Genomic DNA, 24,063 nt, shown 5'->3' with positions numbered 1-24,063 from the left:
CCTGCGGGGTTCCTCGAACGGCCGCGTGCCCGTGGACCCGGCCGGCGCCGGCCCACGCGGCCAGGACGGCGCCGGTCCGGCCCCCTGCGTCGTCACAGCGGCGTCGCCGCGTGCAGGATCAGGAACAGGGTGACGGCGGAGTTCGCCGACGACATCGCCGAGACCAGCGCCCCGGCAGCGGCGCCCCAGGCGGCCAGGCCCACCGAGGTGAACGCCGACGGCCAGGTCCGGGCCGTGGGGGCAGGCGCCAGCAGCGCGGCCACCCGGCGCGGCACGGGGCCGGTCGCCGCGAGCGCGGCCACGGTCGGCACCGGCGTGCGCGGGGACAGCAGGGCCGCCTTGCCGATGGCGCGGGCGACCGTGCGCCGGTCACCGACCGCGCGGGCCGCCTCCTCGTCCGCCCACCGTTCGGCGGTGTAGACGACGGCGGTGCGCAGCGGTCTCAGGAACGGGTTGGCGCGGGCCGCGAGGTGCGCGGCGAGCAGGTGGCGGTGGTGACGGGCGCTCAGATGGGCACGCTCGTGGGCGAACAGGGCGCGCCGCTCGGCGGGTGCCAGCCCGGCCAGCAGCGCCGTACTGACGACGATCCGTCCCCGGCTCCGGCTGTGGCCGCGGCCCCCGGGGAGGGCGTACGCGTACGGCGTGCCGTCGGGGAGGACCGCGACCGTGGCCCCCGGCACCCCGGTGAGGGCGCGGCGGGCGCGGCGGGTGACCCTTCGGTGCCGCCACAGGGTGCGGGCGCAGGCCGCGGCCACGACGGCGAGCGCCGGGATGGCGGCCCGGCCGGCCACCTCGTCGTGCGGGACGGCGGCCCGCACCTCCGGGTCGGACCAGCCGTCCGGCAACGGGTTGCCGGGCAGTTGGGCGGTGCCGACCACCATGAGCAGGGCCAGGCAGAGCGTGCTGCACCCGGCCATCACGACGGCGACCGCGGTCAGCAGCCGGGTGGCGGTGCGCGGGTGCAGCCGGGTCTCGGCGAGGCGGGCGACCGGCCACGCGGACAGCGGCAGCACCAGCGGCAGGAAGACGAAGACCCCCATGAGCGGTCAGCCCTCCGTGCCGCCGGCGTCCGGGCCGGGGATGTCGAGCAGGGCCCGCAGCACCTGTTCGTCGCCGGGCGGCAGGGCGGTGACGAAGCTGGCCAGGACCGCCTCGCGGTCCCGTTCGCCGTCCAGCAGGCGGCGCATGCGCAGCGCGGCCAGCCGGGCCACGTCGGCCGTGGGCGTCCACAGGAACGACCGCCCTTGCCGTTCGCGGGAGACGACGTCCTTGGCGAGCAGCCGGGTCAGGATGGTGACGACGGTGGTGTAGGCGAGGTCACCGCCGAGGCGCTGCTGCACCCAGGCCGCGGTGACCGGTGCGTCCGCCTCGCGCAGCGCGCCGAGGACCTGTCCCTCCAGCTCTCCCTGCCCGCGCCGCCGGGCCCGGCCGCCTTCCCTCGTCATCCGAGGCTCCTCCCCCGTCATCCTGCTGCGCTCACCCGCCGTTCCACGCTACTTCACGCCACTGACACTCCCGTGGGCCCCGTCGTCGAGGTCCTGTCTGCCGCGCGTACGTCCAGTACGAGGGTAGGAGTTCGAGGGCAGCACACCTGAGGCCTCTCGTTTCGATCATGCCGGGCTCGCGGGCCCCGGCACCGTGCCCTGATCCGGCCTGATCCGGACGGAAGACCCTAGGCGCGGCGCCCGCGACGGTGCGCGATCTCGCCGAGGAGGACGTCTACGGCGAGGAAACAGGCCGGCGGGATGCCGAGCAGCGGTACGAACCAGCCGAGCACGGCGACGGCCGCGAGCGCCGGCACGAGGAGGTACGGGGGCACGTCCGCCCAGGCGCCGCGCGGGATCGGCGGGCCGAAGGCGGTGCCCCGGCCGCGCTGCCACCACATGCGGTAGCCCCAGACGACGAGCAGGATCAGGGCGAGCGCGAGCAGCGCGAGGGCGATCTGGTTGACGAGCCCGAAGAGGACGCCGGTGTGCAGGTCGATGCCCCAGCGGGTGAGCTTGGCGAGCAAGGGGTGATCGGCGAAGCGCAGTTCGTCGGTGACCTGCCCGGTGGCGGGGTCGACGGCGACGGCGTCCTGCTTCTCGGGCCGGCTCCGCTGGATCTGCCGGACGACGTAGGCGCTGTCCGCGTCCGCGGGCGGCACGATCTCCACCGGGTCGCCGAGCCCCTTGGCGCGCGCCGCGGCGAGGACCCGGTCAAGGCCCACGCCGTGCTCGACCGTGCCGCCGGCGGACGCGGCCGGGCCGTGGCCCGCGTGGTCGCCGCCGGCCGTGGCCGTCGAGACGGACGGGGTGGCCTGGCCGAGCGAGGTGCGCAGTTCGTCGATGTTCGCGCCGGCGTACGCCGACCAGGTCAGGCCGGTCGCGGACAGGAACAGGAACCCGGCGGCGGTCCAGACGCCGACGGTGCCGTGCAGGCCGAGGGTGCGGCGCCGGCCGCCGGTGCCGCGCACCCTGCGCAGGGCGCGGCGCCGGGAGAACCACAGCACCAGGCCGCCGCCCGCGATCACCCACAGCCAGCTCGCGGCCAGTTCGCTGTAGAGCCGGCCGGTCTCGCCCAGGTGCAGATCGCGGTGGAGTTCGTCGATCCAGGTGCGCAGGGGCAGCGCCCCCGTCGCGCCGTACTGTTCGAGGGCGCCGCGGACCGTGCCGGTGTACGGGTCCACGAACACGGCGAGGGTGTGCTCCGCGTCCACGCCCTCGACCCCGGCGAGCAGCACCCGGGTCGTGGCGCCGGCCTCGGGCGCGGGGCGGACGGCGGCGACGGTGCCCTCCGGGTGGGCCTCGCGGGCGGCGGTCACCTGGTCGGAGACGGGCAGCGCGCGCCCGCCGGCCGGAACGGTCAGCTCATGGCCGTAGACGAGCCTCTCGGCCTGGAAGGAGCCCGCGTACAGCAGTCCGGTGACGGCGGCGACGAGCAGGAAGGGCGCGACGAGCACGCCGGCGTAGAAGTGCAGGCGCAGCACCAGGGGGCGCAGGGGCGCCCAGCGGCCGCGGGCGGCGCGGCGGGACGCCTCGGCCGGTGTGGCCGGAGGAGCGGTGGTCATCGGCGGGGTTCTCCGGGGCTCGGGGCGAAAAGCGAGGGCGGTCCCGTAGTCGGACCGCGAAAGGGCCGAGTTCCCCGGGGTGTTGGTGACCTGGGCCACAGGGGACGGCGGGCGGGCGTGGCATGCTGACGCGATGGCACCTCCCCGTGATCACGCACCGCTCGCCGAGCGGGTCGAGGAACTCCTCGCCTCCGGCGGCCCCCTGCCCATCGTCGCGGCCGGACAGCCGGTGCTGCGGCGCGGCACCGAGCCGTACGACGGCCAGCTCGGCCCCGCGCTGCTCGCCCGGTTCGTCGAGGCCCTGCGCGTCACCATGCGCGCGGCCCCCGGTGTCGGTCTCGCCGCCCCGCAGGTCGGTGTGCCGCTGCGGATCGCGGTCATCGAGGACCCCGCGCAGGTGCCCGAGGAGGTGGCGGTGGCCCGGGGCCGGGTGCCGCAGCCCTTCCGGGTCCTGGTCAACCCCTCGTACGAGCCCGTCGGCACCGCCAGGGCCGCGTTCTTCGAGGGCTGCCTGAGCGTGCCGGGGTGGGTCGCGGTGGTGGCCCGGCACGCCGGGGTACGGCTGCGCGGCACGGACGAACACGGGCGCGCGCTGGACGAGGTGTTCACCGGCTGGCCGGCCCGGATCGTCCAGCACGAGACGGACCATCTCGACGGCACCCTGTACCTGGACCGCGCGGAGCCGCGCTCGCTGTCCACCGCCGAGGCGGCCCTTGCCCTGTGGGCCCAGCCGACGCCGGAGGCGGCGGCCGAGGCCCTGGGCTTCGAACTGCCTTAGCCGCCGCTCAGTTGTCCCGGTAGGCCTCCAGCAGCCGCAGCCACACCTCGCTCAGCGTCGGGTACGACGGAACGACGTGCCAGAGCCGGCTGACCGGGACGTGTCCCGCGACCGCGACGGTGGCCGAGTGGATGAGCTCGCCGACGCCGGGACCGACGAAGGTGACCCCGCGCAGGATCTCGTCCTCCAGGTCCACGACCATCCGGGCGCGGCCCTTGTACCCGTCGCCGTACAGGCCGGCTCCCGCGACGGAGGAGAACTCCACGTCGACGGCGCGGACGCGGTGGCCGGCCTGTTCCGCCTCGGCGAGGGAGAGTCCGACCGCGGCGGCCTCCGGGTCGGTGAAGACGACCTGGGGAACGGCGTGGTGGTCGGCGGTGGCGGCGTGGGCGCCCCAGGGCTCCTCCGCGACCGTGCCGCCGGTGGCGCGGGCGGCGATGGCGGCACCGGCCACGCGGGCCTGGTACTTGCCCTGGTGGGTGAGGAGGGCGCGGCGGTTGACGTCGCCGACCCCGTACAGCCAGTCGGTGCCGGTCACGCGCAGACTGTCGTCGACGTCCAGCCAGGAGCCGGGTTCCAGGCCGACGGTCTCCAGGCCGATGTCGTCGGTGTGCGGGACGCGGCCGGTGGCGAAGAGGATCTCGTCGCCCTCGATCCGGTCACCGGCGGAGGTGACGGCCACGACCGTGCCGTTCTCCCGGCCGACGCTCTCCACGGAGGTGCCGGTGCGCACGTCGACGCCCGCCTCGGTGAGGGCCTCGGCGACCAGTTCGCCGGCGAACGGCTCCATGCGGTTCAGCAGGCCCTTGCCGCGCACCAGCATGGTGACCCGGGAGCCGAGTGCCTGCCAGGCGGTGGCCATCTCGGTGGCGACGACACCGCCGCCGACGACGATCAGCCGGCCCGGGACCGCCTGGGCGCTGGTGGCCTCGCGGCTGGTCCAGGGCTTGACCTCGGCGAGTCCGGGCAGGTCGGGCAGTTGGGCCCGGGTGCCGGTGGACACGGCCACGGCGTGCCGGGCGGTGAGGGTGGTGACCGTGCCGTCGGGGCCGGTGACCGTGACCGTGCGGGGACCGGCCAGCCGGCCCTGGCCGCGGTACAGGACGGCGCCGGTGCCCTCCAGCCAGCGGGCCTGGCCGTCGTCCTTCCAGTCGGCGGCGAAGTAGTTCCGGCGGGCCAGGACGGCCGGGGCGTCGAGCGGCCCCTGGACGGCCTGGGCGAGGCCGGGCAGGCGGCGGGCGTCGGCCTGTGCTATGACCGGCCTGAGCAGGGCCTTGCTGGGCATACAGGCCCAGTACGAGCATTCGCCGCCGAGCAGTTCGCTCTCCACGAGGGCCGTGGTGAGGCCGGCCGCGCGAGTGCGGTCGGCGACGTTCTCCCCCACGGGACCGCCCCCGATCACCACGACGTCGTAAGCGATGGATTCCGTTTCCGTCATGGAGTCAGTCTGGTGGGTGGTGTGCGCCGTGGCCACACGGGTACGCACGCGGAACAGGGGCGTGCACGGGTGGAATAGGCGGCCGGGCCGCCGTGTTTCCGCCGTCGGCACACCCCACACCAGGAAGAGGGAAACACGCCATGAGCAGCACTGTGGAGCTGACCAAGGAGAACTTCGACCAGATGGTCTCCGAGAACGAGTTCGTTCTCATCGACTTCTGGGCGTCCTGGTGCGGGCCGTGCCGGTCGTTCGCGCCCGTCTACGAGAAGGCCGCCGAGGAGAACCCGGACCTGGTCTTCGCCAAGGTGGACACCGAGGCGCAGCCGGAGCTGGCCGCCGCCTTCGACATCCAGTCGATCCCGACGCTGATGATCGTGCGCGACCAGGTCGCCGTCTACGCCCAGCCGGGCGCTCTGCCCGCGCCGATGCTCGCCGACCTCATCGGGCAGGCCCGCAAGCTGGACATGGACGAGGTCCGCAAGGACATCGCCGCCCAGCAGGGTCAGGCCCAGGAGGGGCAGGAGCAGCCGGGTCAGGCGCAGCAGTAACGCGTGCGGGGCCGCGGTGACACCGCGTGCGGGAGCGGATCAGCTGGACTCCCGCCGGATCACCGAGGCCCCCAGCACGGTGCGCACCTCGGGCTCGCCGCCCGGGTCGCGCACGGCACGGTCGACGAGTCCGGCGAGGTCCTGCCCCGAGGGCAGTTCGATGCGGACCGTGCTCAGCCGGGGCCGCAGCAGCCGGCCCAGCATCAGGTCGTCGGCGCCGACGACGGCGACGTCCTCGGGGACGCGTACGCCCTCGTCCTGGAGGGCACGCATGAGCAGCATCGCGTACTCGTCGTTGTAGGCGAACACCGCGTCCAGGCCGGACCCGGACCAGCGTGAGGCCAGTGCGGCGGCGGCCTCCTCGGTGTAGGCGAGCGGCAGTTCCGTGACGGTGGCGTCCGTGCCCCGCAGCGCCTCGCGCACGCCCGCGAGCCGGGGCCGTGAGTAGGCCTCCAGTCCCGGTTCCCCGGGCAGCACCACACCGATCCGGCGCCGCCCCCGGGCGTACAGGTGGGCGCCCGCGCAGTGACCGACGGCGTCGTGGTCCATCTGCAGCGCGTGCGCTCCCTCCACCCGGCCGGGGCCGAGGGTGACCACGGCGCGGGCGCCGGACCGCTTGAGGACGGCGACGCCTTCGGGGCCGAGGCCGGCACCGGGCACCAGGACGGCGACCGGCCGCAGCTCCGCCCAGGCCCGGGCGGCCTCGTCCCCCTCCAGACCGACGCTGCCGTACTGGACGACGGTGTAGTCCAGACGGCCCAGCGCCCACTGGAGTTCGTTCAGGAACCGGCTGTACAGGGGGCCCACCGGGATCGCCGGGGCGGGCATGAGGACCATACGGCTGCGTCCGGCGCGCAGGCTGCGGGCGGCGGCGTGGGGGACGTACCCCAGTTCGCGCGCGGCCTCGTGCACGCGCCGGCGGGTCGGTTCGCTGATCCGTACGGCGCCGGTGTTGTTGAGGACGTAGGAGACGGTCGCGCGCGAGACGCCGGCCAGGCGGGCCACATCGGCACTCGTGGGCGTGTTCGGTATCTGCACCATGACAGACCGCATCCTGGCAGAGGGGCGGGGGCCGGGGACGGGCGGGGCAAGGTGGTTCATCGTTCGACAAAGAGGACGCCCACGCGAAGAGGACGCCCACGTGACTGGTGACGAACATGTTCGCCCCGAACTTGTTCGCGACGAACATGTTCGTTACGGTATCGGGCATGAACGCTGCCCCCCGCTCCCGCCGGGAGCGTCCCGCCAAACCCGCCCTGACCCGGGAGGGCATCATCGCCGCCGCCGTCGCGATCCTGCGGGCGGAAGGGCTCCGCAAGGTGACCATGCGACGGCTCGCGCAGGAACTCGACACCGGCCCGGCCTCGCTCTACGTGTACGTCCGCAACACCGACGAACTGCACGCCGCCGTCCTGGACGAACTGCTCGGCACCCTCGCCCCGGCACCGGCCGGGGGCACCTGGCGGGAGCGGCTGGAGCGGGTGCTCACCGGCTACACCGACATGCTCCTGGAGCACCCCACCCTGGCTCGCTCGGCGCTGACCGCCCGGCCGAGCGGCCCGCACTACCTACGCCTGGTCGAGACCCTGCTGGAACTGCTCCACGCGGGCGGGGTGCCGCTCGCCCAGGCGGCCTGGGGCGTGGACCTGCTGCTCCAGCACGCCACGGCGACCGCCGCCGAGCACGCCGGGGAGCAGCCGCAGGGCGACTGGCAGGCGGCGGCCCGGGCCCTGCGCGAGGCGCCCGCCGCCACCCATCCGCACATCGCGGCCGGCGCCGAAGCGCTGCTGTCCGGCACGCCCGAGGCCCGAGTGTCGTGGGCCTTCCAGACGCTGATCAACGGCATCGAGCGGACCGCCGTACCGACCCCGGCACCGACCGACGTGCCGACCGACGTGCCGACCGACGTCACCATCGACGGCCAGGAGGCCACATGACGACCCCCGGTTCCCTCCCCCACCACCCGGTCGCCGTCGTCGGCGCGGGTCTCGGCGGGCTCACGCTCGCCCGGGTGCTGCACGTGCACGGCATCGAGGCCGCGTTGTTCGACCTGGACGCGTCGGCGGACGCCCGGGTCCAGGGCGGCATGCTCGACATCCACGACGACACCGGCCAGGAGGCGCTGCGGGCCGCCGGCCTGCACGAGGAGTTCCTGACCCGGGTGCACTCCGGCGGCCAGGCCGTACGGGTCCTCGACCGGCACGGCACGGTCCGGCTGGCCGAACCCGACGACGGCTCCGGCGGCCGGCCCGAGATCGACCGCGGCGACCTGCGGGACCTGCTGCTCCGCTCCCTGCCCGCCGGCACGGTCCGCTGGGGCGCCAAGGTCACCGGCGTCCGCCCGCTGGACGGCGGCCGGCACCGGGTGACGCTCGTGGACGGCACCGAGTTCACCACCGGCGTTCTGGTCGGGGCGGACGGCGCCTGGTCGCGCGTACGGCCGCTGGTCTCCACGGCCCGGCCCGCGTACACCGGCGTGTCGTTCGTGGAGGCCGACCTGTGGCAGGCGGAGGCGCGCCACCCGGTGAGCGCGGAGGTGGTCGGCGGCGGCATGCTCTTCGCGCTCGGCCCCGGCCGCGGTTTCCTCGCCCACCGGGAGACCGACGGCAGCCTGCACGTGTACGCCGCCGTGGTGGCGCCCGAGGACTGGCTGGACGGCATCGACTTCACCGACACCGAGGCGGCGAAGGCGGCCGTGCTGAAGGAGTTCGACGGCTGGGACGAGAGCCTGCGGGCGCTGGTCGCCGACGCGGACGGCGCGCTGGTGCCCCGCCGCATCCACGCCCTGCCGGCCGGGCACCGCTGGGAGCGGGTGCCCGGGGTGACCCTGCTCGGCGACGCGGCGCACCTGATGTCGCCGTTCGCGGGCGAGGGCGCCAACCTGGCCCTGATCGACGGCGCCGAACTGGGCCTCGCCCTGGCCGCGCACCCCGGGGACACGGAGGCCGCGCTGGCCGCCTACGAGTCGCGGATGTTCCCCCGCGCCGAGACCTCCGCGGCTGACTCCGCCCACAGCCAGTCCCTGCTGTTCCGCACGGACGCGCCACGGGGCCTGGTGAACATGTTCACCGGCCTGGGGGACTGACCGGGCGGCCCCTGGCCTGCCCGGGCGGTCCCCCAGGCCGGGCGAGACCGGCCGGACGAGACGGCCCGAGCGGGCCGGGGCGGCCGGGGCGCCTTGGCCCGGCGCCGGAAATCCCGGACAGGCCCAGGGGACCCGGCCCGACGCCGGGGGTTGCTAACGGGCCGGGGCGACACGGCCTGGTCCTGAGGCTGGCGAACGGGCCGGGGACTCGGCCTGGTCCTGGGTTTGCCCACGGGCCGGGGCGACACGGCCTGGTCCTTGGGCTCGTGAACGGGCCGGGGATTCGGCTTGGCGCCCTCCTCCGCCTTGCGACGCGCGGCACCAGACCCCGCCCCCTGATCCGGCCTGATCCAAACGAAAGGCCCTAGCGCAGCGGTTCCGTGCCGGTCACCCGGGCGACCAGGTCGAGCCAGCCGGATTCCAGGCGCTCCATGGGCATCGCGCACTGCCGGGTCAGGTGGTGGATCAGCGCGGGGTCCAGCGAGGCCAGGAGGGTGTGGGCCAGCAGGTCGCAGTCGGCGTCCGGGACGATCTGGCGGAGCAGCATCGTCGCGTGCATGTGCAGCGACCCGGCGGCCGGGTGCGCGAACCGGCGGGTCGGCTCCGGCTGGGCGGCGAGCTGGAGGTCCAGCTGCTCCGCCGTGCGGTACAGCACCGCCACACCGAAGGCCCGCAGCCGCTCCAGGGGCGGCGAGCCGGGACCGAGCGGCGGGGGCCCGCTCAGGAAGTCGGCCTGGAGCTGCCTGGCCGAATGGTCGAGCAGGGCCATCAGCAGCCCGGTGCGGTCGCCGAAGCGGCGGAAGACGGTGCCCTTGCCCACGTTGGCCGCCGCCGCCACCGCCTCCATGGTGACCCCGGCCACCCCGTGCTCCGCGATCAGCCGCGCGGCGGCCTCCAGCAGCCTGGCCCGGTTGCGGGCGGCGTCGGCACGCAGGAGCGGCTCCTCGGACGCCGGGCCGACCTCCAGCAACCACGGCGTGTCGACGGGCTCCTCAGGCTTCGGGAAGGGCGGCAGAGCGCTGGACATGTCGACAGCGTAAAGCATCGGGAACAAAACTGGACCGCGGTCCGGTTAGGGTGGTACACACTTAAACGGACCCCGGTCCGGATCGTTACAGCGATGTTTCAGCCCCTTGGAGTTCCCATGTCTGTTCGCATCCTCGCGCTCGTCGGCAGCCTTCGCGCCGGTTCGCACAACCGCCAGCTCGCCGAGGCGGCCGTGAAGCTCGCGCCGGAGGGCGCCGAGGTCGAGCTGTACGAGGGCCTGGCCGACATCCCCTTCTACAACGAGGACATCGACGTCGAGGGCCAGGTGCCGGCCGCCGCCGCCAAGCTGCGCGAGGCAGCCCAGGCCGCGGACGCCTTCCTGATCTTCTCCCCCGAGTACAACGGCACCATCCCGGCCGTGCTGAAGAACGCCATCGACTGGCTGTCCCGCCCCTACGGCGCCGGCGCCTTCGGCGGCAAGCCCGTCGCCGTGATCGGCACCGCCTTCGGCCAGTACGGCGGCGTGTGGGCGCAGGACGAGGCCCGCAAGGCCGTGGGCATCGCCGGCGGCAAGGTGATCGAGGACATCAAGCTGTCCATCCCCGGCTCGGTCACCCGCTTCGCCGAGACCCACCCGGTCGACGACGCCGAGGTCGCCGCCCAGCTGACCGAGGTCGTCGCCCGTCTGCACGGCAACGTGGGCGCTGCCGCCGCCTGAGCCGTGCCGCCGGTCGCCACGGGGGCCGGCGCCGTACGTTCCCGGCGAAGGGCCGGAGCCACCACGGCTCCGGCCCTTCGCCGTACCCGCAACCCGCCCGCGCCCGCCGCCCGGTCGGGCCCGCGACCCGGCCGCTCACCGCACTCGCGGCTCCAGCGCCGTCAGCCGCTCCACCGCCGCAGCCGCGAACCGTTCACTCCACCGGGGCGTCTGCCGCGGCGCGGCACCGGGATCACCGTGTCCGGGAGGTCACCATGGGGCTGACCAGGACGCTGAGGGGTAGACGGCTCATGACCTCTCGTGACCCCTAGGAGCAGCAGGAGCCATGTCCCTGATCCCCCCGCCGTTCGATACGGAACTCGCCGCCGTGCTGGAGTCGTTCCGGGGCGTGATCGGGCCCGGACTGACGCCGGACGACGTCGAGGCCGCCCGGCGCGGCGCGGCCGTCGAGCTGGTCGACGTGACCCTGGACGGCGCGTTCGAGGCGGAGGACCGTACGGTGCCCGGTCCGCGGGGCGCCCCTGGTGTCTCCCTCCTCCTGTGCCGGCCGGTGGCCGCTCCCGTCCCGGCCCCGCTGCCGGTGCTGTACCACGTGCACGGCGGCGGCCTGGTGGCCGGCACCAACCGGGCCGGTGTGACCGAACCGCTGGCCTGGGCGCGTGAGCTGGGCGCGGTCGTGGTGTCGGTGGAGTACCGGCTCGCGCCCGAGCATCCGCACCCGGCGCCGATCGAGGACGTGTACGCCGGGCTGGTGTGGACCGCGGAGCACGCGCGGGAGATCGGCGGCGACCCGGACCGGATCGTCGTCGCGGGCGCCAGCGCGGGCGGCGGCCTCACCGCGGCGCTGGCCCTGCTGGCCCGGGACCGGCGGGGTCCGCGTCCGCTCGGCCAGGTGCTGATGTGCCCGATGCTGGACGACCGCAACGACAGCGTCTCCAGCCGGCAGATGGCCGGTCGGGGCGTGTGGGACCGTACCGCGAACGAGACCGCCTGGACGGCCCTGCTGGGCGACCGCCGCGGCGGCCCCGACGTCTCCCCGTACGCGGCCCCGGCCCGCGCGACCGACCTGTCCGGCCTGCCCCCGGCGTTCCTGGACGTGGGCTCGGCGGAGACCTTCCGGGACGAGGTGGTCGGCTACGCGTCCCGGATCTGGCAGGCCGGCGGCGAGGCGGAGCTCCACGTCTGGCCGGGCGGCTGCCACGGCTTCGACGCCCTCGCGCCGGAGGCGGCCCTGTCCCGCACGGCCCGAGCGGCCCGCCTGGCCTGGCTGCGACGGCTCCTGGGCTGACCCCCACCACACCACCCACCGGCCACCCGGCCACGACGGTCCTGGTCACTGATCGGCGAGGCGGAACGCGCCGCCCCTGCACGGCCGGGCGTCCGGCCCGAGGACAGGTCCTTGCCGCTCGTCCACGTGTGCCTCCTCGAAGAGGCGCGCCCGGCTGCACCCGGCGGGTGAACCGCGCGCAGGTCCGCGACCAGCTCCTCGATCCTCACGAGTCGCCCGAGCACGGCTGCTTACGCGCCTCCGGGTCCGCCCCCTGATCCGCCGGACAGGACGAGGCGGCCCCTGCCCTGGCGAACACCACCCCGTTCCCCGGAAGAACCCGCGCCCCCGGGAAACACCCCCGGGAAAACCACGCTCCCGCGCCGGTTCGACGTTACCGTGCGGTAGACATCGTGCCCGGAGTCTCCCGGAGGTGCTCGTCCATGACGCCCGACCGTTCCGCAGGACTCGTGGAGACCCGGCGTGCGCTCGCCGCGGGGGAGGTGACCTCGCGGGAGGTGGTGGAGCGGACGCTGGCGCGGATCGAGGCCGCGCAGGCGACGCTGAACTGCTTCCGGATCGTGCGGGCCGAGGCCGCGCTCGCCGAAGCGGACGCGGCGGACCGGGAGTTGGCCGCCGGTGTGCGGCGCCCGCTGCTCGGGGTGCCGGTGGCGGTGAAGGACGACATGGACGTGGCCGGTGAGCCGACCGCGTTCGGCTGCTGCGGCGAGTTCCCCCCGGCGGCCGCGGACGGGGAGGCGGTACGGCGGCTGCGCGCGGCCGGTGCGGTGATCGTCGGCAAGACGAACACCTGCGAGCTGGGGCAGTGGCCGTTCACGGAGGGGCCGGCGTTCGGGGACACCCGCAACCCGTGGAACACCGAGCACACGCCCGGCGGCTCGTCCGGTGGTTCGGCCGCCGCCGTCGCCGCCGGGCTCGTCCCGGCCGCCCTCGGCTCCGACGGCGCCGGCTCGGTGCGCATCCCGGCCTCCTGGACGCATCTGATCGGCATCAAACCGCAGCGCGGCCGCATCTCGACCTGGCCGCGCGGCGAGTCCTTCCACGGCATCACGGTCAACGGCACCCTCGCCCGTACCGTCGCCGACGCGGCCGTGCTGCTCGACGCGGCGAGCGGCAACCACCCCCTGGACCCGCACCGGCCGCCCGCGCTGACGGTGGCGGACGCGGTCGGCCGCGACCCGGGGCGGCTGCGCGTCGCCCTGTCGCTGAAGCCGCCGTTCACCGCCGTACCCGCCCGGCTGGACCCGGTGATCCGCTCCCGGGTCGTCGAACTCGCCGAGCGGCTGGCCCGGTTGGGGCACGTCGTGGAGCAGGCCGATCCGCCGTACGGGCGGATCGGGCTGGCCTTCCTGCCCCGGGCCACCGCCGGGATCGCCGAGCGGGTCCGTGAGGCCCCGGATCCCGCGCTGCTCGATCCGCGCACCCGGGGCGCGGCCCGGCTCGGCCGGCTGCTCGCCGGTGCCCCGCTCCGGGCGGCCCGGCGCGCCGAGGCGGTGCTGCACCGGCGGATCGGCGCGTTCTTCGAGTCGTACGACGTGGTCCTCGCCCCGACCACCGCCATGCCCCCGCCCCGGCTCGGTGCGCTCGCCCGGCTCGGCGGGCTGGCCACGGACCGGGCGATCATCGCCGCCTGCCCGTACGCCTGGCCGTGGAACGTGCTCGGCTGGCCGGGGGTGAACGTGCCGGCCGGGTTCGCGGGCCCCGGACTGCCGGTGGGCGCGCAGTTGCTCGGTCCGGCCGACAGCGAGCCACTCCTGGTGTCCCTGGCCGCGCAGGTGGAGGCGGAGCTGCGCTGGCACGAGCGGTGGCCGCCGGAGGGGGTGGACGCCGGCGCGGACGCCGGCACTCCGGCCGCGTGACGCCGTTCCGCCCGTACGCTGGGGTCATGGACGACGCGTCGATGGTCGGGCTGATGGGGCGGGTGACGGGGACGGTCGGGCCCGGTCTGGTCGGCGAGGTGATCGTGCGGGTGCGCGGCGGCGCGGAGCACTTCCTCGCCTATCCGGCCGACGGCACGGGCCGGATCGCGACCGGGACGGTCGTGATGGTGGTGGAGTACCTGCCGCCGAGGACGGTCTACGTGACGGCGGCGTACGACAGTTGAGCCCCCGTCGCCCCAGGTGAGGGCGGCGTGCGTCAAGATTGCAACAAGGATTCCCCGGCGTCTTCACCCGGGCTCACGGCAGGCGCACACTCCCTTCGTTCGGTGCCGAAAGGGCACCATGCAAAGGGGGCGTATGCCGATGGTTGTCGGCGTCGTTGCGGGGGCGGTCGTCGTTGCCGTCCTCGTGTTGATCGGTCTGTTCAAGATGATGTGGCGGGTCGCCGAGCCGAACGAGGCGCTCATCATCTCCGGGTCCAAGCACCGCACCGAGGGCCTGGAGGAGGGCATGGGCTTCCGCATCGTCACCGGGCGCGGCACGCTGGTGCTGCCCGGTGTGCAGGCGGTGCGCAAGCTGTCGCTGGACCTGAACGAGACCGAGTTGCACGTGGACTGCGTGACGCACCAGGGCATTCCGCTGAAGGTGCGGGGCGTGGTCATCTTCAAGGTCGGCGACGACTTCGTGTCGATCGCGAACGCGGCCCGTCGCTTCCTGGACCAGCAGAAGCTGATGTCGGAGCGGGTGCACAACGTCTTCGCGGGCCATCTGCGGTCCATCGTGGGCGGGTTGACGGTCGAGGACATGATCCGCGACCGGGAGAAGCTGACCGGGCAGACCCGGGCGGCCTGCGGTACGGAGATGGAGAAGCTCGGTCTGATCGTGGACTCGCTGCAGATCCACGAGATCGAGGATCCGACCGGGTACATCCAGAACCTGGCGATGCCGCACGCGGCGGCCGTCCAGCGGGACGCGCGCATCGCGCAGGCCGAGGCCAACCGGCTGGCCACGGAGGCCGAGCAGCAGTCGTTCGCGCGGATGGCGGAGGCCACCCGGGACAGCGAGATCCTCCAGGCCGGTTACCAAGCCGAGCGGGACAAGGCGGCGGCCAAGGCCCAGCAGGCCGGCCCGCTCGCCGCGGCGGCGGCCCGGCAGGAGGTCGTCGTGCAGGAGACGCGGGTCGCCGAACTGGAGGCGCACCGGCGCGAGCAGCAGCTCCAGGCGGACGTCCGCAAGCCGGCGGACGCCAAGGCGTACGAGAAGCGGACGCTGGCCGAGGCCGAGCGTGACGCGCGGATCTCGGCGGCCCAGGCCAAGGCGAAGGAGACGGAGCTGGCGGCGGCGGCCGAGGCGACCCGGGTGAAGGCCGCCGCCGCGGCCGAGGCCGAGGCGACCAAGACCCGGGGGGCGGCGACCGCCGACGCCACCCGGGCCACCGGTGAGGCCGAGGCCGCCGCCCAGCAGGCGAAGGGCCTGGCGGAGGCCGAGGCGACCCGCGCCCAGGGTCTGGCGGAGGCGGAGGCCATCAAGGCGCGGGCCGCGGCCCTCGCGGAGAACCAGGAGGCGGTCGTCGCCCAGCAACTCGCCGAGAAGTGGCCGGAGATCGTCCAGGCGGGCGCGTCGGCGTTCGGCAACGTGGACAACATGGTGCTGCTCAACGGCGCCGACGGCATGGGCGAGTTGTTCGCCAAGGCGCTGACGATGGGCGGCACGGGGCTGGGCCTCGCCCGCAAGCTGCTCGCCACGATGGGTGACGACGGGCAGCCGGTGAACGGTGGTTCGCCCTCGCTCAACGGCGTGGTGGCGCCTGCCTCGCAGAAGGTGCCCGTGCAGCAGGAGGGCTGAGGAAGGGGTGCTGTGCGCGGCCGGGATCCCTCACCGGGGGCCCCGGCCGCGCGCGTACGCGAACCGGCCGGCCGTCTGGGGGGCTCGGGCCGGGTTCGCGGCGGGGTGGGCGAGTTCCGGGTCGGCGGGGAGTTCCGTGAGCCGGGGGCGGGAGGTCCGGGTGCCGGGCCGGGGCCGCCCGTGCCCCGGGGCCGGCGTGCACGGCGAGTTGGGGAGAGCCCGGCGGGCGGGAAGGCCTGCACGGCGGGCGGGCGACCGGGTTCCGGCCGGTGCCCCGCGGGGGTCAGGTCGTGAGCAGGGTGACGCCGAGGGCGATCAGGCCGCCCGCTTTGAGGACTTCCAGCGCCACGTACCACAGGTGGCTGCGCGAGCGGGGCAGTTCCTCTCCCGCGAGGACCCGGTCGGACCTGCGGTTGAGGCGGGGGCGGACGAAGGCCAGTTGGGCGAGGAGGAGGGCCGCCACCGCCGCGGTCAGCGAGATGACGGCGGCCGGGGCGTCACCCAGCGCGACCGTGAGGACCACGACGGCCGCGAGGACGGTCTCCACGGCGTTCAGCGCGCGGAACACCAGTCGCCCGATGCCGAGACCGACGGGGATCGTCACACCCGGGGCACGGAACTTCAGCGGCGCCTCCAGGAAGGAGATCGCCAGCACCATCCCGAGCCAGACGAAGGTGACCGCGCCGGCGGTGGCGGCGGCGGTGGTGTTCATGCAAGGGGCCTTTCTCCGCAGGGGCTGATCGAGGCGGATGGTGCGGTGGGTGTGGTGGTACGGCGGTGCGGTGGTACGGCGGTGCGGTGGCTGCGGATCCGGCGAGCGGCACGGTGGCTGCGATTCCGGCGAGCGGCACGGTGGCTGCGGATCCGGCGAGCGGCGCGGTGGCTCGGTCCGGAGCGGTGGGCCCAGCCGTGAGGCACCCGGAGCGCGCGGGACGGATCAGCCGGGGGCGGCCCCCGCCAAGTGGGCCACGCAGGAATCCGGTGTGGCGAACGGTTCCAGCGTGGTCGCCGTCAGTGGCGCGCCCAGCTCCGCCAGCGCGCCCTGCATCAGGCCCAGATGGAGCGGGCACACCAACCCGCCCTGTTCCTCGGCGAGTTCCAGGAAGGGGCAGTGCCGCAACCGGATCCGCTCGGGCGTCCGGCCGGACTCGCCGTTCGCTCGCTCCTCCCCTTCCGGCTGCGGCGCGAAGCCCAGGCCGTTCAGCAGGTCGAGCAACGCGGCCACCGACCGGCCGGGCGTCGCCGGCTCGTACGGCGGGAGGGGGTCCACCAGGAAGCGGCCCCAGGCCCGGCCCGTCTCCATCGCCTCCTCCCGTGCCCCGGCCGGGTCGGCGGCGGCCCACCGGCTGAGCAGCATCCGGGCGAGCAACCGGTAGTCGCGGTGGCCGGCGCGGTCCATGCCGGGGCGCACGGTGTGGACGGTGCGGGGCCGGCCCGGTCCCGTGGGCGCCACGGTCCTGCGTTCCACCAGGCCGTCGGCCACGAGGGCGTCCAGGTGGAACCGCACGGTATTGGGGTGGAGCCCCATCCGCCGGGCGGTCTCCGCGACCCCGAGCGGCGCGGGCGCGGTGCGCAGCACCTCCAGCACCTCCCGGCGGCGCGGGCTCTCCCGCGTGGTCACGTCCGGACCCCCTCTCCCGCCTGCGCTCATTTTCACGAATCCTACATGTTCTAATTGTAGGGTGACCGCATACCGTGGCAGGGATGGGAAGAGCCGGGGGGATCACCAGATGACGTCGCCGTCCGCGACCGACACCGCAGCAACAGGCCGTCCGACGGCGGGCCCGCGCGTGCTGTGCGACACCCGCGCGCCGGCCGACGCGCCCCCGGTGCCGTCCGGGGTGCTGTGGAAGCTCGCGGAGAGCGGCCGGCAGCTCGACGCGAACGTCGTCCGGCTGGCCCCGGGCGGACGGATCACGGCCCACACCGAGACCCAACTGGACGTGCTGGTCCTCGTCGTCGCCGGGGACGGCACGCTCGGCAACGGCTCCTCGGAGGCGGTGGAGGCGCTCAGCGAGGGCGCCCTCGTCTGGCTGCCGCGCGGCGCTGCCCGCAGCATCACCGCCGGCGAGTCCGGGCTCACCTATGTGACGGTGCACGGCCGGCGCCCCGGCCTGCGGATCGGCGCACGCCCCGCGGCCACGGCACCGGTCCAGGTCCCCGGTTCCGCGCCTGCCCGGCACCCCGGTCCGCTCCCGCGGTAACCCACCTGCTCCAGGGCCGGGTTGCGCGCACCACTAGGGTGCCTCCGTGAGCACGTTTACCGAAGAGGACGTCCCCGGCCGTCAGGGCCCGCACGCCACCACCGAGGCCGACCCGCCCGAGGTCGGCCGGGTGCGCACCGAGTACTCCCCGGCCCACGACGGCGACCCGGACCCCGGCGAGATCGTGTGGACCTGGGTGCCGTTCGAGGAGAACGACGGCCGGGGCAAGGACCGCCCGGTGCTGGTGGTGGCCCGGGAGGCGGCCGGCACCCTGCTCGCCGTGCAGCTCTCCAGCAAGCGGCACGACGGTGCGACAGGGGGCGCGGCGAAGCCGCTCCAGCGGAGCCGGGACTCGCACCGGTGGGTGCCGATCGGAAGCGGGCCGTGGGACCGGTCGGGCCGCGACTCGTGGGTGGACGTGGACCGGGTGCTGCGGCTGCACGAGCAGGGCATGCGCCGCGAGGCGTGCGCCCTGGACCGCATGCGCTTCAACCTGGTCCGCCAACGCCTGCACGAGCGTTACGGGTGGACCTGACCGGCGCGGGGCCGCTGTACGAGTGGCGGGACAGGACGTGACGCGTCGGGCCGCAGCACAGGTCCCACGGTCAGGCCCACAGCGCAAGTCCCACGGCCGGGCCTGCCGCACACGGCCGGGCCCACAGCACAGGTCCCACGACCGGGCCACGGCTCAAGCGCTACGGCCGGGTCCGACCGCCCACCTGGTCCCCGACCGGAACCGATCCGGCGGCGGTGCCCCCAACTCCCGCCTGGCCTACACCGGTTCCGGGAACGCCCGAGCGAAGGCCCCTCGCACCGGCGCCCCCGGCGTCCGGTCCGGCACGCCGAACACCACGTGCCCGAAGGTCCGGGCAAACCGGCCGCCGGGCTCCAGCAGCGCGCGGAAGGCGCCCGCGACCTGCGCCGGTTCGTTCCGGAAGACCCCGCAGCCCCAGGCGCCGAGCACCAGCCGCCGGTACCCCTGGGCCGCGGCCGTCTCCAGGACGCGTTCGGCCCTGACGGCCAGGGCTGCCGGGAGCGCGAGGGCCCGCTCGGGCGTCGTACGCCGGACGACACCCGCGTCGGGGGCGGCGGCCGTCAGGAAGCCCGCGTGGTACGGCTCGGCGAGCAGCCGGCCCCGGTCGTCGCGGAAGACGGGGACGGCCGGGGAGTGGATCACGCGGTCCGAGTAGAACGGATCGTGGTCGGCACGGTGGTGGTCGTAGAAGGCGCGGGCCGTCGACAGGCAGGTGTGCAGCGCGGAGGCGCGGCACAATGCCTCCTCCTGGGCCTGGGCTCCGCCCAGGTAACCGCCGCCGGGGTTCCGTCGGTTCCGGTCGCCGGTGTCACGGGCACCGGGGCGGGGCCGAGCATCCGGGTGCCCGCCCGCGCGGCCCGCACCGAGGCGGCGAGCGACACCGCACGGCCGTCCGGCGCGCGGTACCGGCCCGCGGCCACGACACGTTCCGTTTCCTCGGCGATCCCGCGCAGGCGTGCGCTCACGGCACCACCCCCGTGGGCGCCGTGGCCGCGGCCCGCGCGGTCTCCCCCGTCGTGCTCATTCACGCATCCTGGGTGATGCTGGTGGGACGGTGCAACGGAGTTTCCCGGCTCCCCTACGGCCGGGAGACACGTGAAGAAACAAAAGTAATAAATCAGGAACATCCCGGCTGGCACTCTTGTGCGAATCGGAGCGAAGGTCTTGGGTGGGACGAGTGCCTGCCCGGCCCGCGTCCCGGGTCGGCGGCATGGTGGAATCTCAGGAGGATCCCGACATGTCTCATACGCAGAGCGACGGTGGTGACTGTACCGAGCACCGCACCGCCGTCACCGAGGCCGAGGTGGAGGCCCTGGTCCGGGGCATCTGCTTCAAGACCGGACCGCCCCGTACCCTCGGTGTCGAGCTGGAGTGGCTCGTCCACCCGCTGGAGCTGCCACGGCTCCCGGTCACACCCGAACGACTCGAAGCGGCCTACACCCGTGTGCGGGCCGTACCTCTGGAATCGGCGCTCACCGTCGAACCCGGCGGCCAGCTGGAGCTGAGCTCGCCGCCCGCCGCCTCCCTGATGGAGTGCGTCGACACCGTCTCAGCCGACCTGGACGCCGTCCGGAACGTGCTGGCCCGGGACGGTCTCGGCCTCGCGGGCATCGGCCACGATCCCTGGCACGCGCCGCGCAGGTTCCTGCACGAGCCCCGCTACGACGCCATGGAGACCTGCCTGGACCGCACCGGTCCGGCCGGCCGGCACATGATGTGCGCCTCGGCGTCCGTCCAGGTCTGCGTGGACGCCGGCCACGAGGAGCCCGGCCCGCTGGGCCACACCCGGCGCTGGTGGCTGGCGCACCAGCTGGGCGCGGTCCTGGTGGCCGCGTTCGCCAATTCGCCGCTGATCGAAGGCCGCCCCACGGGCTGGCAGTCCACCCGGCAGCTGGTGTGGACGGAGATAGGTGCCGGCCGGGCCGGCGCTCCACCGCTGGACGGCGAGCCACGGGCCGCCTGGGCCCGGCACGTGCTGGACGCGCCGGTGATGTGCGTGCGCCGGGACGGCGGGCCCTGGGACGTGCCCGAGGGGCTCACCTTCCGGGAGTGGACCCGCTCCGGCACACCCAGGCCGCCCACCCGGGCGGACCTGGACTACCACCTGACCACGCTGTTCCCGCCGGTCCGGCCGCGCGGCCACCTGGAGCTGCGCATGATCGACGCGCAGCCCGGCGAGGACGGCTGGATCGTGCCGCTCGCGGTGACGGCGGCGCTGTTCGACGACCCGGAAGCCGCGGAGACCGCCTACCGGGCCGTGAAGCCCCTGCGCGAACGCGCCCTGAACCTGCCCGCCCCGCACAACCCCCTGTGGGTCGACGCGGCCCGGTTCGGGCTCGCCGACCCGGAGCTGCGCGAGGCGGCCGACGTCTGTTTCGCGGCGGCCCTGGACGCGCTGCCCCGGCTCGGCGCCACCGCCCGGGTCACCGACGCGGTGGCGGCGTACCGGGACCGCTACGTCGCCCGGGGCCGCTGCCCGGCCGACGACCTGCTGGACCGGTTCTCCGTGACCGGCCCGCCGTCGTCCGGGCCCGGCCCGGCCGGGGGTACCCGCACCGCCCACGGGAGGAAGGACATCCGTACATGACCGCCCCGGAGACCGACATCGACACCCAGACGGCCGAGACGGACGCCGAGGCGCTGCGGGAGCGCGCGCTGGCCTCCCTCACCACCGCCCGCGACCGCACCACGCTGCTGACCTCCTGCGTCGACGAACCGGACCTCACCGCCCAGCACTCGCCGCTGATGTCGCCCCTGGTCTGGGACCTGGCGCACATCGGCAACCAGGAGGAGCTGTGGCTGCTGCGGACGGTCGGCGGCCGGGAGGCGATGCGGCCGGAGATAGACAGCCTCTACGACGCCTTCGAGCACCCGCGGGCCGAGCGCCCCACCCTGCCGCTGCTGCCGCCCGCCGAGGCCCGCGGGTACGCGGCGGAGGTGCGCGGCCGGGCGCTGGACCTGCTCCAGACCGCGGACTTCCACGGCACCCGGCTGACCGAGGCCGGTTTCGCCTTCGGCATGATCGCCCAGCACGAACAGCAGCACGACGAGACCATGCTGATCACCCATCAGCTCCGCAAGGGCCCGCAGGCGCTGACCGCCCCGGACCCGGAACCGGCCCCGCTGTTCACCGGGCCGGCCGAAGTCCTCGTGCCCGGCGGCCCGTTCACCATGGGCACCTCCAGCGAGCCCTGGGCGCTGGACAACGAGCGCCCGGCGCACCCGCGCGAGGTGGCGCCGTTCTGGATCGACACCACCCCGGTGACGAACGCGGCGTACCAGGCGTTCATCGAGGACGGCGGCTACGACACCGAGCGCTGGTGGTCACCGCGGGGCTGGGCGCACATCAGGCAGCACGCCATTTCCGCCCCGCTGTTCTGGCGGCGCGACGGCGGCCAGTGGCTGCGGCGCCGGTTCGGGATCACGGAGACGGTCCCGCCGGACGAGCCGGTGCTGCACGTGTGCTGGTACGAGGCCGACGCCTACGCCCGCTGGGCCGGGCGGCGGCTGCCCACCGAGACGGAGTGGGAGAAGGCGGCCCGCTTCGACCCGGCCACCGGCCGCTCGCGGCGCTACCCGTGGGGGGACGCCGACCCGGCACCGGAACACGCCAACCTGGGCCAGCGGCACCTCAGGCCCGCTCCCGCGGGGAGCTACCCGGCCGGTGCCTCGCCGCTCGGCGTCCGGCAGCTGATCGGTGACGTGTGGGAGTGGACGTCGAGCGACTTCCTGCCCTACCCGGGGTTCCGGGCCTTCCCGTACAAGGAGTACTCGGAGGTGTTCTTCGGCCCCGAGCACAAGGTGCTGCGCGGCGGTTCGTTCGCCGTGGACCCGGTGGCCTGCCGGGGCACCTTCCGCAACTGGGACTACCCGATCCGCCGGCAGATCTTCTCCGGGTTCCGCACCGCGCGCTCGGAGGCGGTCTGATGTGCCGTCACCTTGCCTATCTCGGCCCCGAGGAGCCGCTCGGCCGGATCCTCACGGAGCCGCCGCACAGCCTGTTCCGCCAGTCGTGGGCGCCGCGCCGGCAGCGGCACGGCACGGTCAACGCCGACGGTTTCGGGGTGGGCTGGTACGCCTCCCAGGACCCGGTACCGGCGCGCTACCGGCGGGCCGGGCCGATCTGGGCCGACCTGTCCTTCGCCGACCTGTGCCGGGTGGTGCGCTCGGGTGCCGTGCTGGCGGCCGTGCGGGACGCGACCTTCGCGGGGGCGGACGCCGAGGCCGCCGCGGCGCCGTTCGCGGCCGGGCGGTGGCTGTTCAGCCACAACGGCGCGGTCGCAGGCTGGCCGGACGCGGCGGCGCCCCTGGTGTCCGCGCTGCCGCCGGTCGAACTGCTCTCGCTCCAGGCCCGTAACGACTCGGCGTTCGTCTGGGCGCTGGTGCTGCACCGGCTGCGCGGCGGCGACGAACCGGACCAGGCCATGGGTGAAACGGTTCGCCAGCTGGCGCGGGCGGCCCCCGCCTCCCGCCTCAACCTGCTGCTGACCGACGGAGCCACGATCACCGCCACCGCCTGGGGCGACTCGCTCTGGTACCGCACGGAGCCCGGCCGGAGCACGGTCGTCGCCTCCGAGCCGTACGACGACGACCCGATCTGGCGGGAGGTCCCCGACCGCACGGTGCTCACCGCGAGCCGCGCCGGCGTGCTGCTCGCCCCACTGGAGGACCCGGCTCTCTCCCCCGCGCACGGCTCGGCCCGAGCGCTGGCACCCCGATCACCGAAGGAGCCCTGCCGTTGAGCCCCCTGCACGTCACCCGCACGCTCGCCGAGGACGCCACGGACGCCGCGCTGCGCGCCGACGTCCTGCACGGCCTCACCGCCACGCCCAAGTGGCTGCCGCCCAAGTGGTTCTACGACGCCCGGGGCAGCGAATTGTTCGAGCGGATCACCGAACTGCCCGAGTACTACCCCACGCGCGCCGAACGGGAGATCCTCGCCACCCGGTCCGGTGAGATCGCCGCCGCGAGCGGTGCCCGCACCCTGGTCGAACTGGGCTCGGGCTCCTCGGAGAAGACCCGCTATCTGATCGACGCGCTGCCCCTCGCGGCGTACGTCCCGGTCGACGTCAGCGAGAGCGCCCTCACCCAGGCCGGCGAGGCTCTGACCGCGGAGCGTCCCGAGCTCGAAGTGCACGCGCTGATCGCCGACTTCACCGCCCCGCTGACCCTGCCCGCCACACCGGGACCCCGGCTGGTCGCCTTCCTCGGCGGCACGATCGGCAACCTGCTGCCCGCCGAACGCGCGGAGTTCCTGGCCTCCGTGCGCGCGCTGCTCGCCCCGGGCGACGGGCTGCTGCTCGGCACGGACCTGGTGAAGGACGAACGGGTGCTGGTCCGGGCGTACGACGACGCGGCCGGGGTGACGGCCGCCTTCAACAAGAACGTGCTGGCCGTGGTCGACCGCGAACTGGGCGCCGACTTCGACCCGGACGCGTTCGACCACGTGGCTCTCTGGGACGCCGAGCGGGAGTGGATCGAGATGCGGCTGCGCTCCCGTACCGCGCAGACCGTGAAGGTGCCCGCGCTGGATCTCGCCGTCGACTTCGCGGCCGGCGAGGAGCTGCGCACGGAGGTGTCGGCCAAGTTCCGCAAGGAGGGCGTGTCCGGGGAACTGGCCGCGGCCGGCCTGGAGCTGACCCACTGGTGGACGGACGCCGAGGGCCGGTTCGCGCTGTCGCTGAGCGTGGTGCGGTGAGCCGGGCGTG

Annotated in this window: 23 protein-coding genes and 1 pseudogene; 15 read left to right on the top strand and 9 right to left on the bottom strand. The window is 74.8% G+C overall.

Going from position 1 to position 24,063, the window contains the following annotated elements:
• Window positions 1–92 precede the first annotated feature (92 nt).
• The 3 genes from LG395_RS18710 to LG395_RS18700 form a co-directional block, all read right to left on the bottom strand.
• Window positions 93–1,040 (bottom strand): M56 family metallopeptidase, encoded by a 948-nt coding sequence (locus LG395_RS18710; RefSeq protein WP_225810532.1) that lies wholly within the window; start codon window positions 1,038–1,040, stop codon window positions 93–95.
• 6 nt (window positions 1,041–1,046) lie between these two features.
• Window positions 1,047–1,445: a BlaI/MecI/CopY family transcriptional regulator gene (locus LG395_RS18705; protein WP_171150580.1), complete on the bottom strand. Its 399-nt coding sequence runs from the start codon at window positions 1,443–1,445 to the stop codon at window positions 1,047–1,049.
• A 227-nt stretch (window positions 1,446–1,672) separates the two neighbouring features.
• Window positions 1,673–3,049 carry a PepSY-associated TM helix domain-containing protein gene (locus tag LG395_RS18700; RefSeq protein ID WP_225810530.1) on the bottom strand — a complete coding sequence of 459 codons (1,377 nt, stop codon included), beginning with the start codon at window positions 3,047–3,049 and terminating at the stop codon, window positions 1,673–1,675.
• Between the two features lie 133 nt (window positions 3,050–3,182).
• Here LG395_RS18700 and LG395_RS18695 point away from each other — a divergent pair, with 133 nt between their 5' ends.
• A complete protein-coding gene (locus LG395_RS18695; protein WP_225810528.1) occupies window positions 3,183–3,827 on the top strand; it encodes a peptide deformylase in 645 nt (214 codons plus the stop codon).
• A 7-nt stretch (window positions 3,828–3,834) separates the two neighbouring features.
• Here the strand turns inward: LG395_RS18695 and LG395_RS18690 are convergent, their stop codons facing one another.
• On the bottom strand, window positions 3,835–5,265 hold the full coding sequence (locus tag LG395_RS18690) for a dihydrolipoyl dehydrogenase family protein (protein WP_225810527.1): 1,431 nt from the start codon (window positions 5,263–5,265) through the stop codon (window positions 3,835–3,837).
• Between the two features lie 140 nt (window positions 5,266–5,405).
• Here LG395_RS18690 and trxA point away from each other — a divergent pair, with 140 nt between their 5' ends.
• Window positions 5,406–5,813, top strand: a complete 408-nt coding sequence (gene trxA / locus LG395_RS18685) for a thioredoxin (protein ID WP_171150584.1) — start codon at window positions 5,406–5,408, stop codon at window positions 5,811–5,813.
• Window positions 5,814–5,852: 39 nt separating this feature from the next.
• Here the strand turns inward: trxA and LG395_RS18680 are convergent, their stop codons facing one another.
• Complete coding sequence (locus LG395_RS18680) at window positions 5,853–6,866, bottom strand: LacI family DNA-binding transcriptional regulator (RefSeq protein ID WP_372463409.1); 1,014 nt, start codon at window positions 6,864–6,866, stop codon at window positions 5,853–5,855.
• A gap of 155 nt (window positions 6,867–7,021) precedes the next feature.
• On the opposite strand from LG395_RS18680, the gene LG395_RS18675 reads away from it, so the two are divergent.
• Together LG395_RS18675 and LG395_RS18670 are read left to right on the top strand one after the other, a co-directional pair.
• Window positions 7,022–7,750 (top strand): TetR/AcrR family transcriptional regulator, encoded by a 729-nt coding sequence (locus LG395_RS18675; RefSeq protein ID WP_225810525.1) that lies wholly within the window; start codon window positions 7,022–7,024, stop codon window positions 7,748–7,750.
• Window positions 7,747–8,898, top strand: a complete 1,152-nt coding sequence (locus LG395_RS18670) for an FAD-dependent oxidoreductase (RefSeq protein ID WP_225810523.1) — start codon at window positions 7,747–7,749, stop codon at window positions 8,896–8,898. Before LG395_RS18675 ends, LG395_RS18670 begins: the two co-directional genes overlap by 4 nt.
• A 364-nt stretch (window positions 8,899–9,262) precedes the next feature.
• Here LG395_RS18670 and LG395_RS18665 read toward each other — a convergent pair whose 3' ends face one another.
• On the bottom strand, window positions 9,263–9,943 hold the full coding sequence (locus LG395_RS18665) for a TetR/AcrR family transcriptional regulator (RefSeq protein WP_171150588.1): 681 nt from the start codon (window positions 9,941–9,943) through the stop codon (window positions 9,263–9,265).
• A 99-nt stretch (window positions 9,944–10,042) separates the two neighbouring features.
• On the opposite strand from LG395_RS18665, the gene LG395_RS18660 reads away from it, so the two are divergent.
• The 5 genes from LG395_RS18660 to LG395_RS18640 all read left to right on the top strand — a co-directional run bounded on the left by LG395_RS18660 (window position 10,043) and on the right by LG395_RS18640 (window position 15,616).
• Entirely contained in the window at window positions 10,043–10,603 is a 561-nt protein-coding gene (locus LG395_RS18660) for an NADPH-dependent FMN reductase (protein ID WP_171150589.1), read from the top strand.
• Window positions 10,604–10,928: 325 nt separating this feature from the next.
• Window positions 10,929–11,891, top strand: coding sequence for an alpha/beta hydrolase (locus tag LG395_RS18655; protein WP_225810522.1), 963 nt, complete (start codon window positions 10,929–10,931; stop codon window positions 11,889–11,891).
• Between the two features lie 422 nt (window positions 11,892–12,313).
• Window positions 12,314–13,750 carry an amidase gene (locus tag LG395_RS18650; RefSeq protein ID WP_225810521.1) on the top strand — a complete coding sequence of 479 codons (1,437 nt, stop codon included), beginning with the start codon at window positions 12,314–12,316 and terminating at the stop codon, window positions 13,748–13,750.
• 26 nt (window positions 13,751–13,776) lie between these two features.
• Window positions 13,777–13,995 (top strand): NfeD C-terminal domain-containing protein, encoded by a 219-nt coding sequence (locus tag LG395_RS18645; protein ID WP_189887123.1) that lies wholly within the window; start codon window positions 13,777–13,779, stop codon window positions 13,993–13,995.
• 133 nt (window positions 13,996–14,128) lie between these two features.
• Window positions 14,129–15,616, top strand: a complete 1,488-nt coding sequence (locus LG395_RS18640; protein ID WP_225810520.1) for an SPFH domain-containing protein — start codon at window positions 14,129–14,131, stop codon at window positions 15,614–15,616.
• A 283-nt stretch (window positions 15,617–15,899) separates the two neighbouring features.
• Here the strand turns inward: LG395_RS18640 and LG395_RS18635 are convergent, their stop codons facing one another.
• Both LG395_RS18635 and LG395_RS18630 read right to left on the bottom strand, forming a co-directional pair.
• Window positions 15,900–16,328 (bottom strand): hypothetical protein, encoded by a 429-nt coding sequence (locus tag LG395_RS18635; protein WP_225810519.1) that lies wholly within the window; start codon window positions 16,326–16,328, stop codon window positions 15,900–15,902.
• 225 nt (window positions 16,329–16,553) lie between these two features.
• Window positions 16,554–17,237: a helix-turn-helix transcriptional regulator gene (locus LG395_RS18630; RefSeq protein WP_171150595.1), complete on the bottom strand. Its 684-nt coding sequence runs from the start codon at window positions 17,235–17,237 to the stop codon at window positions 16,554–16,556.
• A gap of 109 nt (window positions 17,238–17,346) precedes the next feature.
• On the opposite strand from LG395_RS18630, the gene LG395_RS18625 reads away from it, so the two are divergent.
• Window positions 17,347–17,820: a cupin domain-containing protein gene (locus LG395_RS18625; protein WP_225810518.1), complete on the top strand. Its 474-nt coding sequence runs from the start codon at window positions 17,347–17,349 to the stop codon at window positions 17,818–17,820.
• Window positions 17,821–17,866: 46 nt separating this feature from the next.
• Window positions 17,867–18,355, top strand: coding sequence for a type II toxin-antitoxin system PemK/MazF family toxin (locus LG395_RS18620; protein WP_225810517.1), 489 nt, complete (start codon window positions 17,867–17,869; stop codon window positions 18,353–18,355).
• A gap of 237 nt (window positions 18,356–18,592) precedes the next feature.
• Here LG395_RS18620 and LG395_RS18615 read toward each other — a convergent pair.
• Window positions 18,593–19,320: pseudogene (locus LG395_RS18615) on the bottom strand (TIGR02452 family protein).
• 272 nt (window positions 19,321–19,592) lie between these two features.
• On the opposite strand from LG395_RS18615, the gene egtA reads away from it, so the two are divergent.
• The 4 genes from egtA to egtD are packed head-to-tail and all read left to right on the top strand — an operon-like array spanning window position 19,593 to window position 24,053.
• Window positions 19,593–20,942, top strand: a complete 1,350-nt coding sequence (gene egtA, locus LG395_RS18610) for an ergothioneine biosynthesis glutamate--cysteine ligase EgtA (RefSeq protein WP_225810515.1) — start codon at window positions 19,593–19,595, stop codon at window positions 20,940–20,942.
• On the top strand, window positions 20,939–22,282 hold the full coding sequence (gene egtB / locus LG395_RS18605; protein WP_225810514.1) for an ergothioneine biosynthesis protein EgtB: 1,344 nt from the start codon (window positions 20,939–20,941) through the stop codon (window positions 22,280–22,282). The genes egtA and egtB overlap by 4 nt, the downstream gene beginning before the upstream one ends.
• Window positions 22,282–23,097, top strand: a complete 816-nt coding sequence (gene egtC / locus LG395_RS18600; protein WP_225810513.1) for an ergothioneine biosynthesis protein EgtC — start codon at window positions 22,282–22,284, stop codon at window positions 23,095–23,097. The genes egtB and egtC overlap by 1 nt, the downstream gene beginning before the upstream one ends.
• Complete coding sequence (gene egtD / locus LG395_RS18595; protein ID WP_171150601.1) at window positions 23,094–24,053, top strand: L-histidine N(alpha)-methyltransferase; 960 nt, start codon at window positions 23,094–23,096, stop codon at window positions 24,051–24,053. Before egtC ends, egtD begins: the two co-directional genes overlap by 4 nt.
• The last annotated feature ends 10 nt before the right edge of the window (window positions 24,054–24,063 follow it).

Source organism: Streptomyces spinosus (assembly GCF_020400655.1).
GTDB lineage: Bacteria > Actinomycetota > Actinomycetes > Streptomycetales > Streptomycetaceae > Streptomyces > Streptomyces argyrophylli.
Note: the sequence above shows the minus strand (reverse complement) of the source record. Positions and strands in the feature narration are given on the sequence as shown.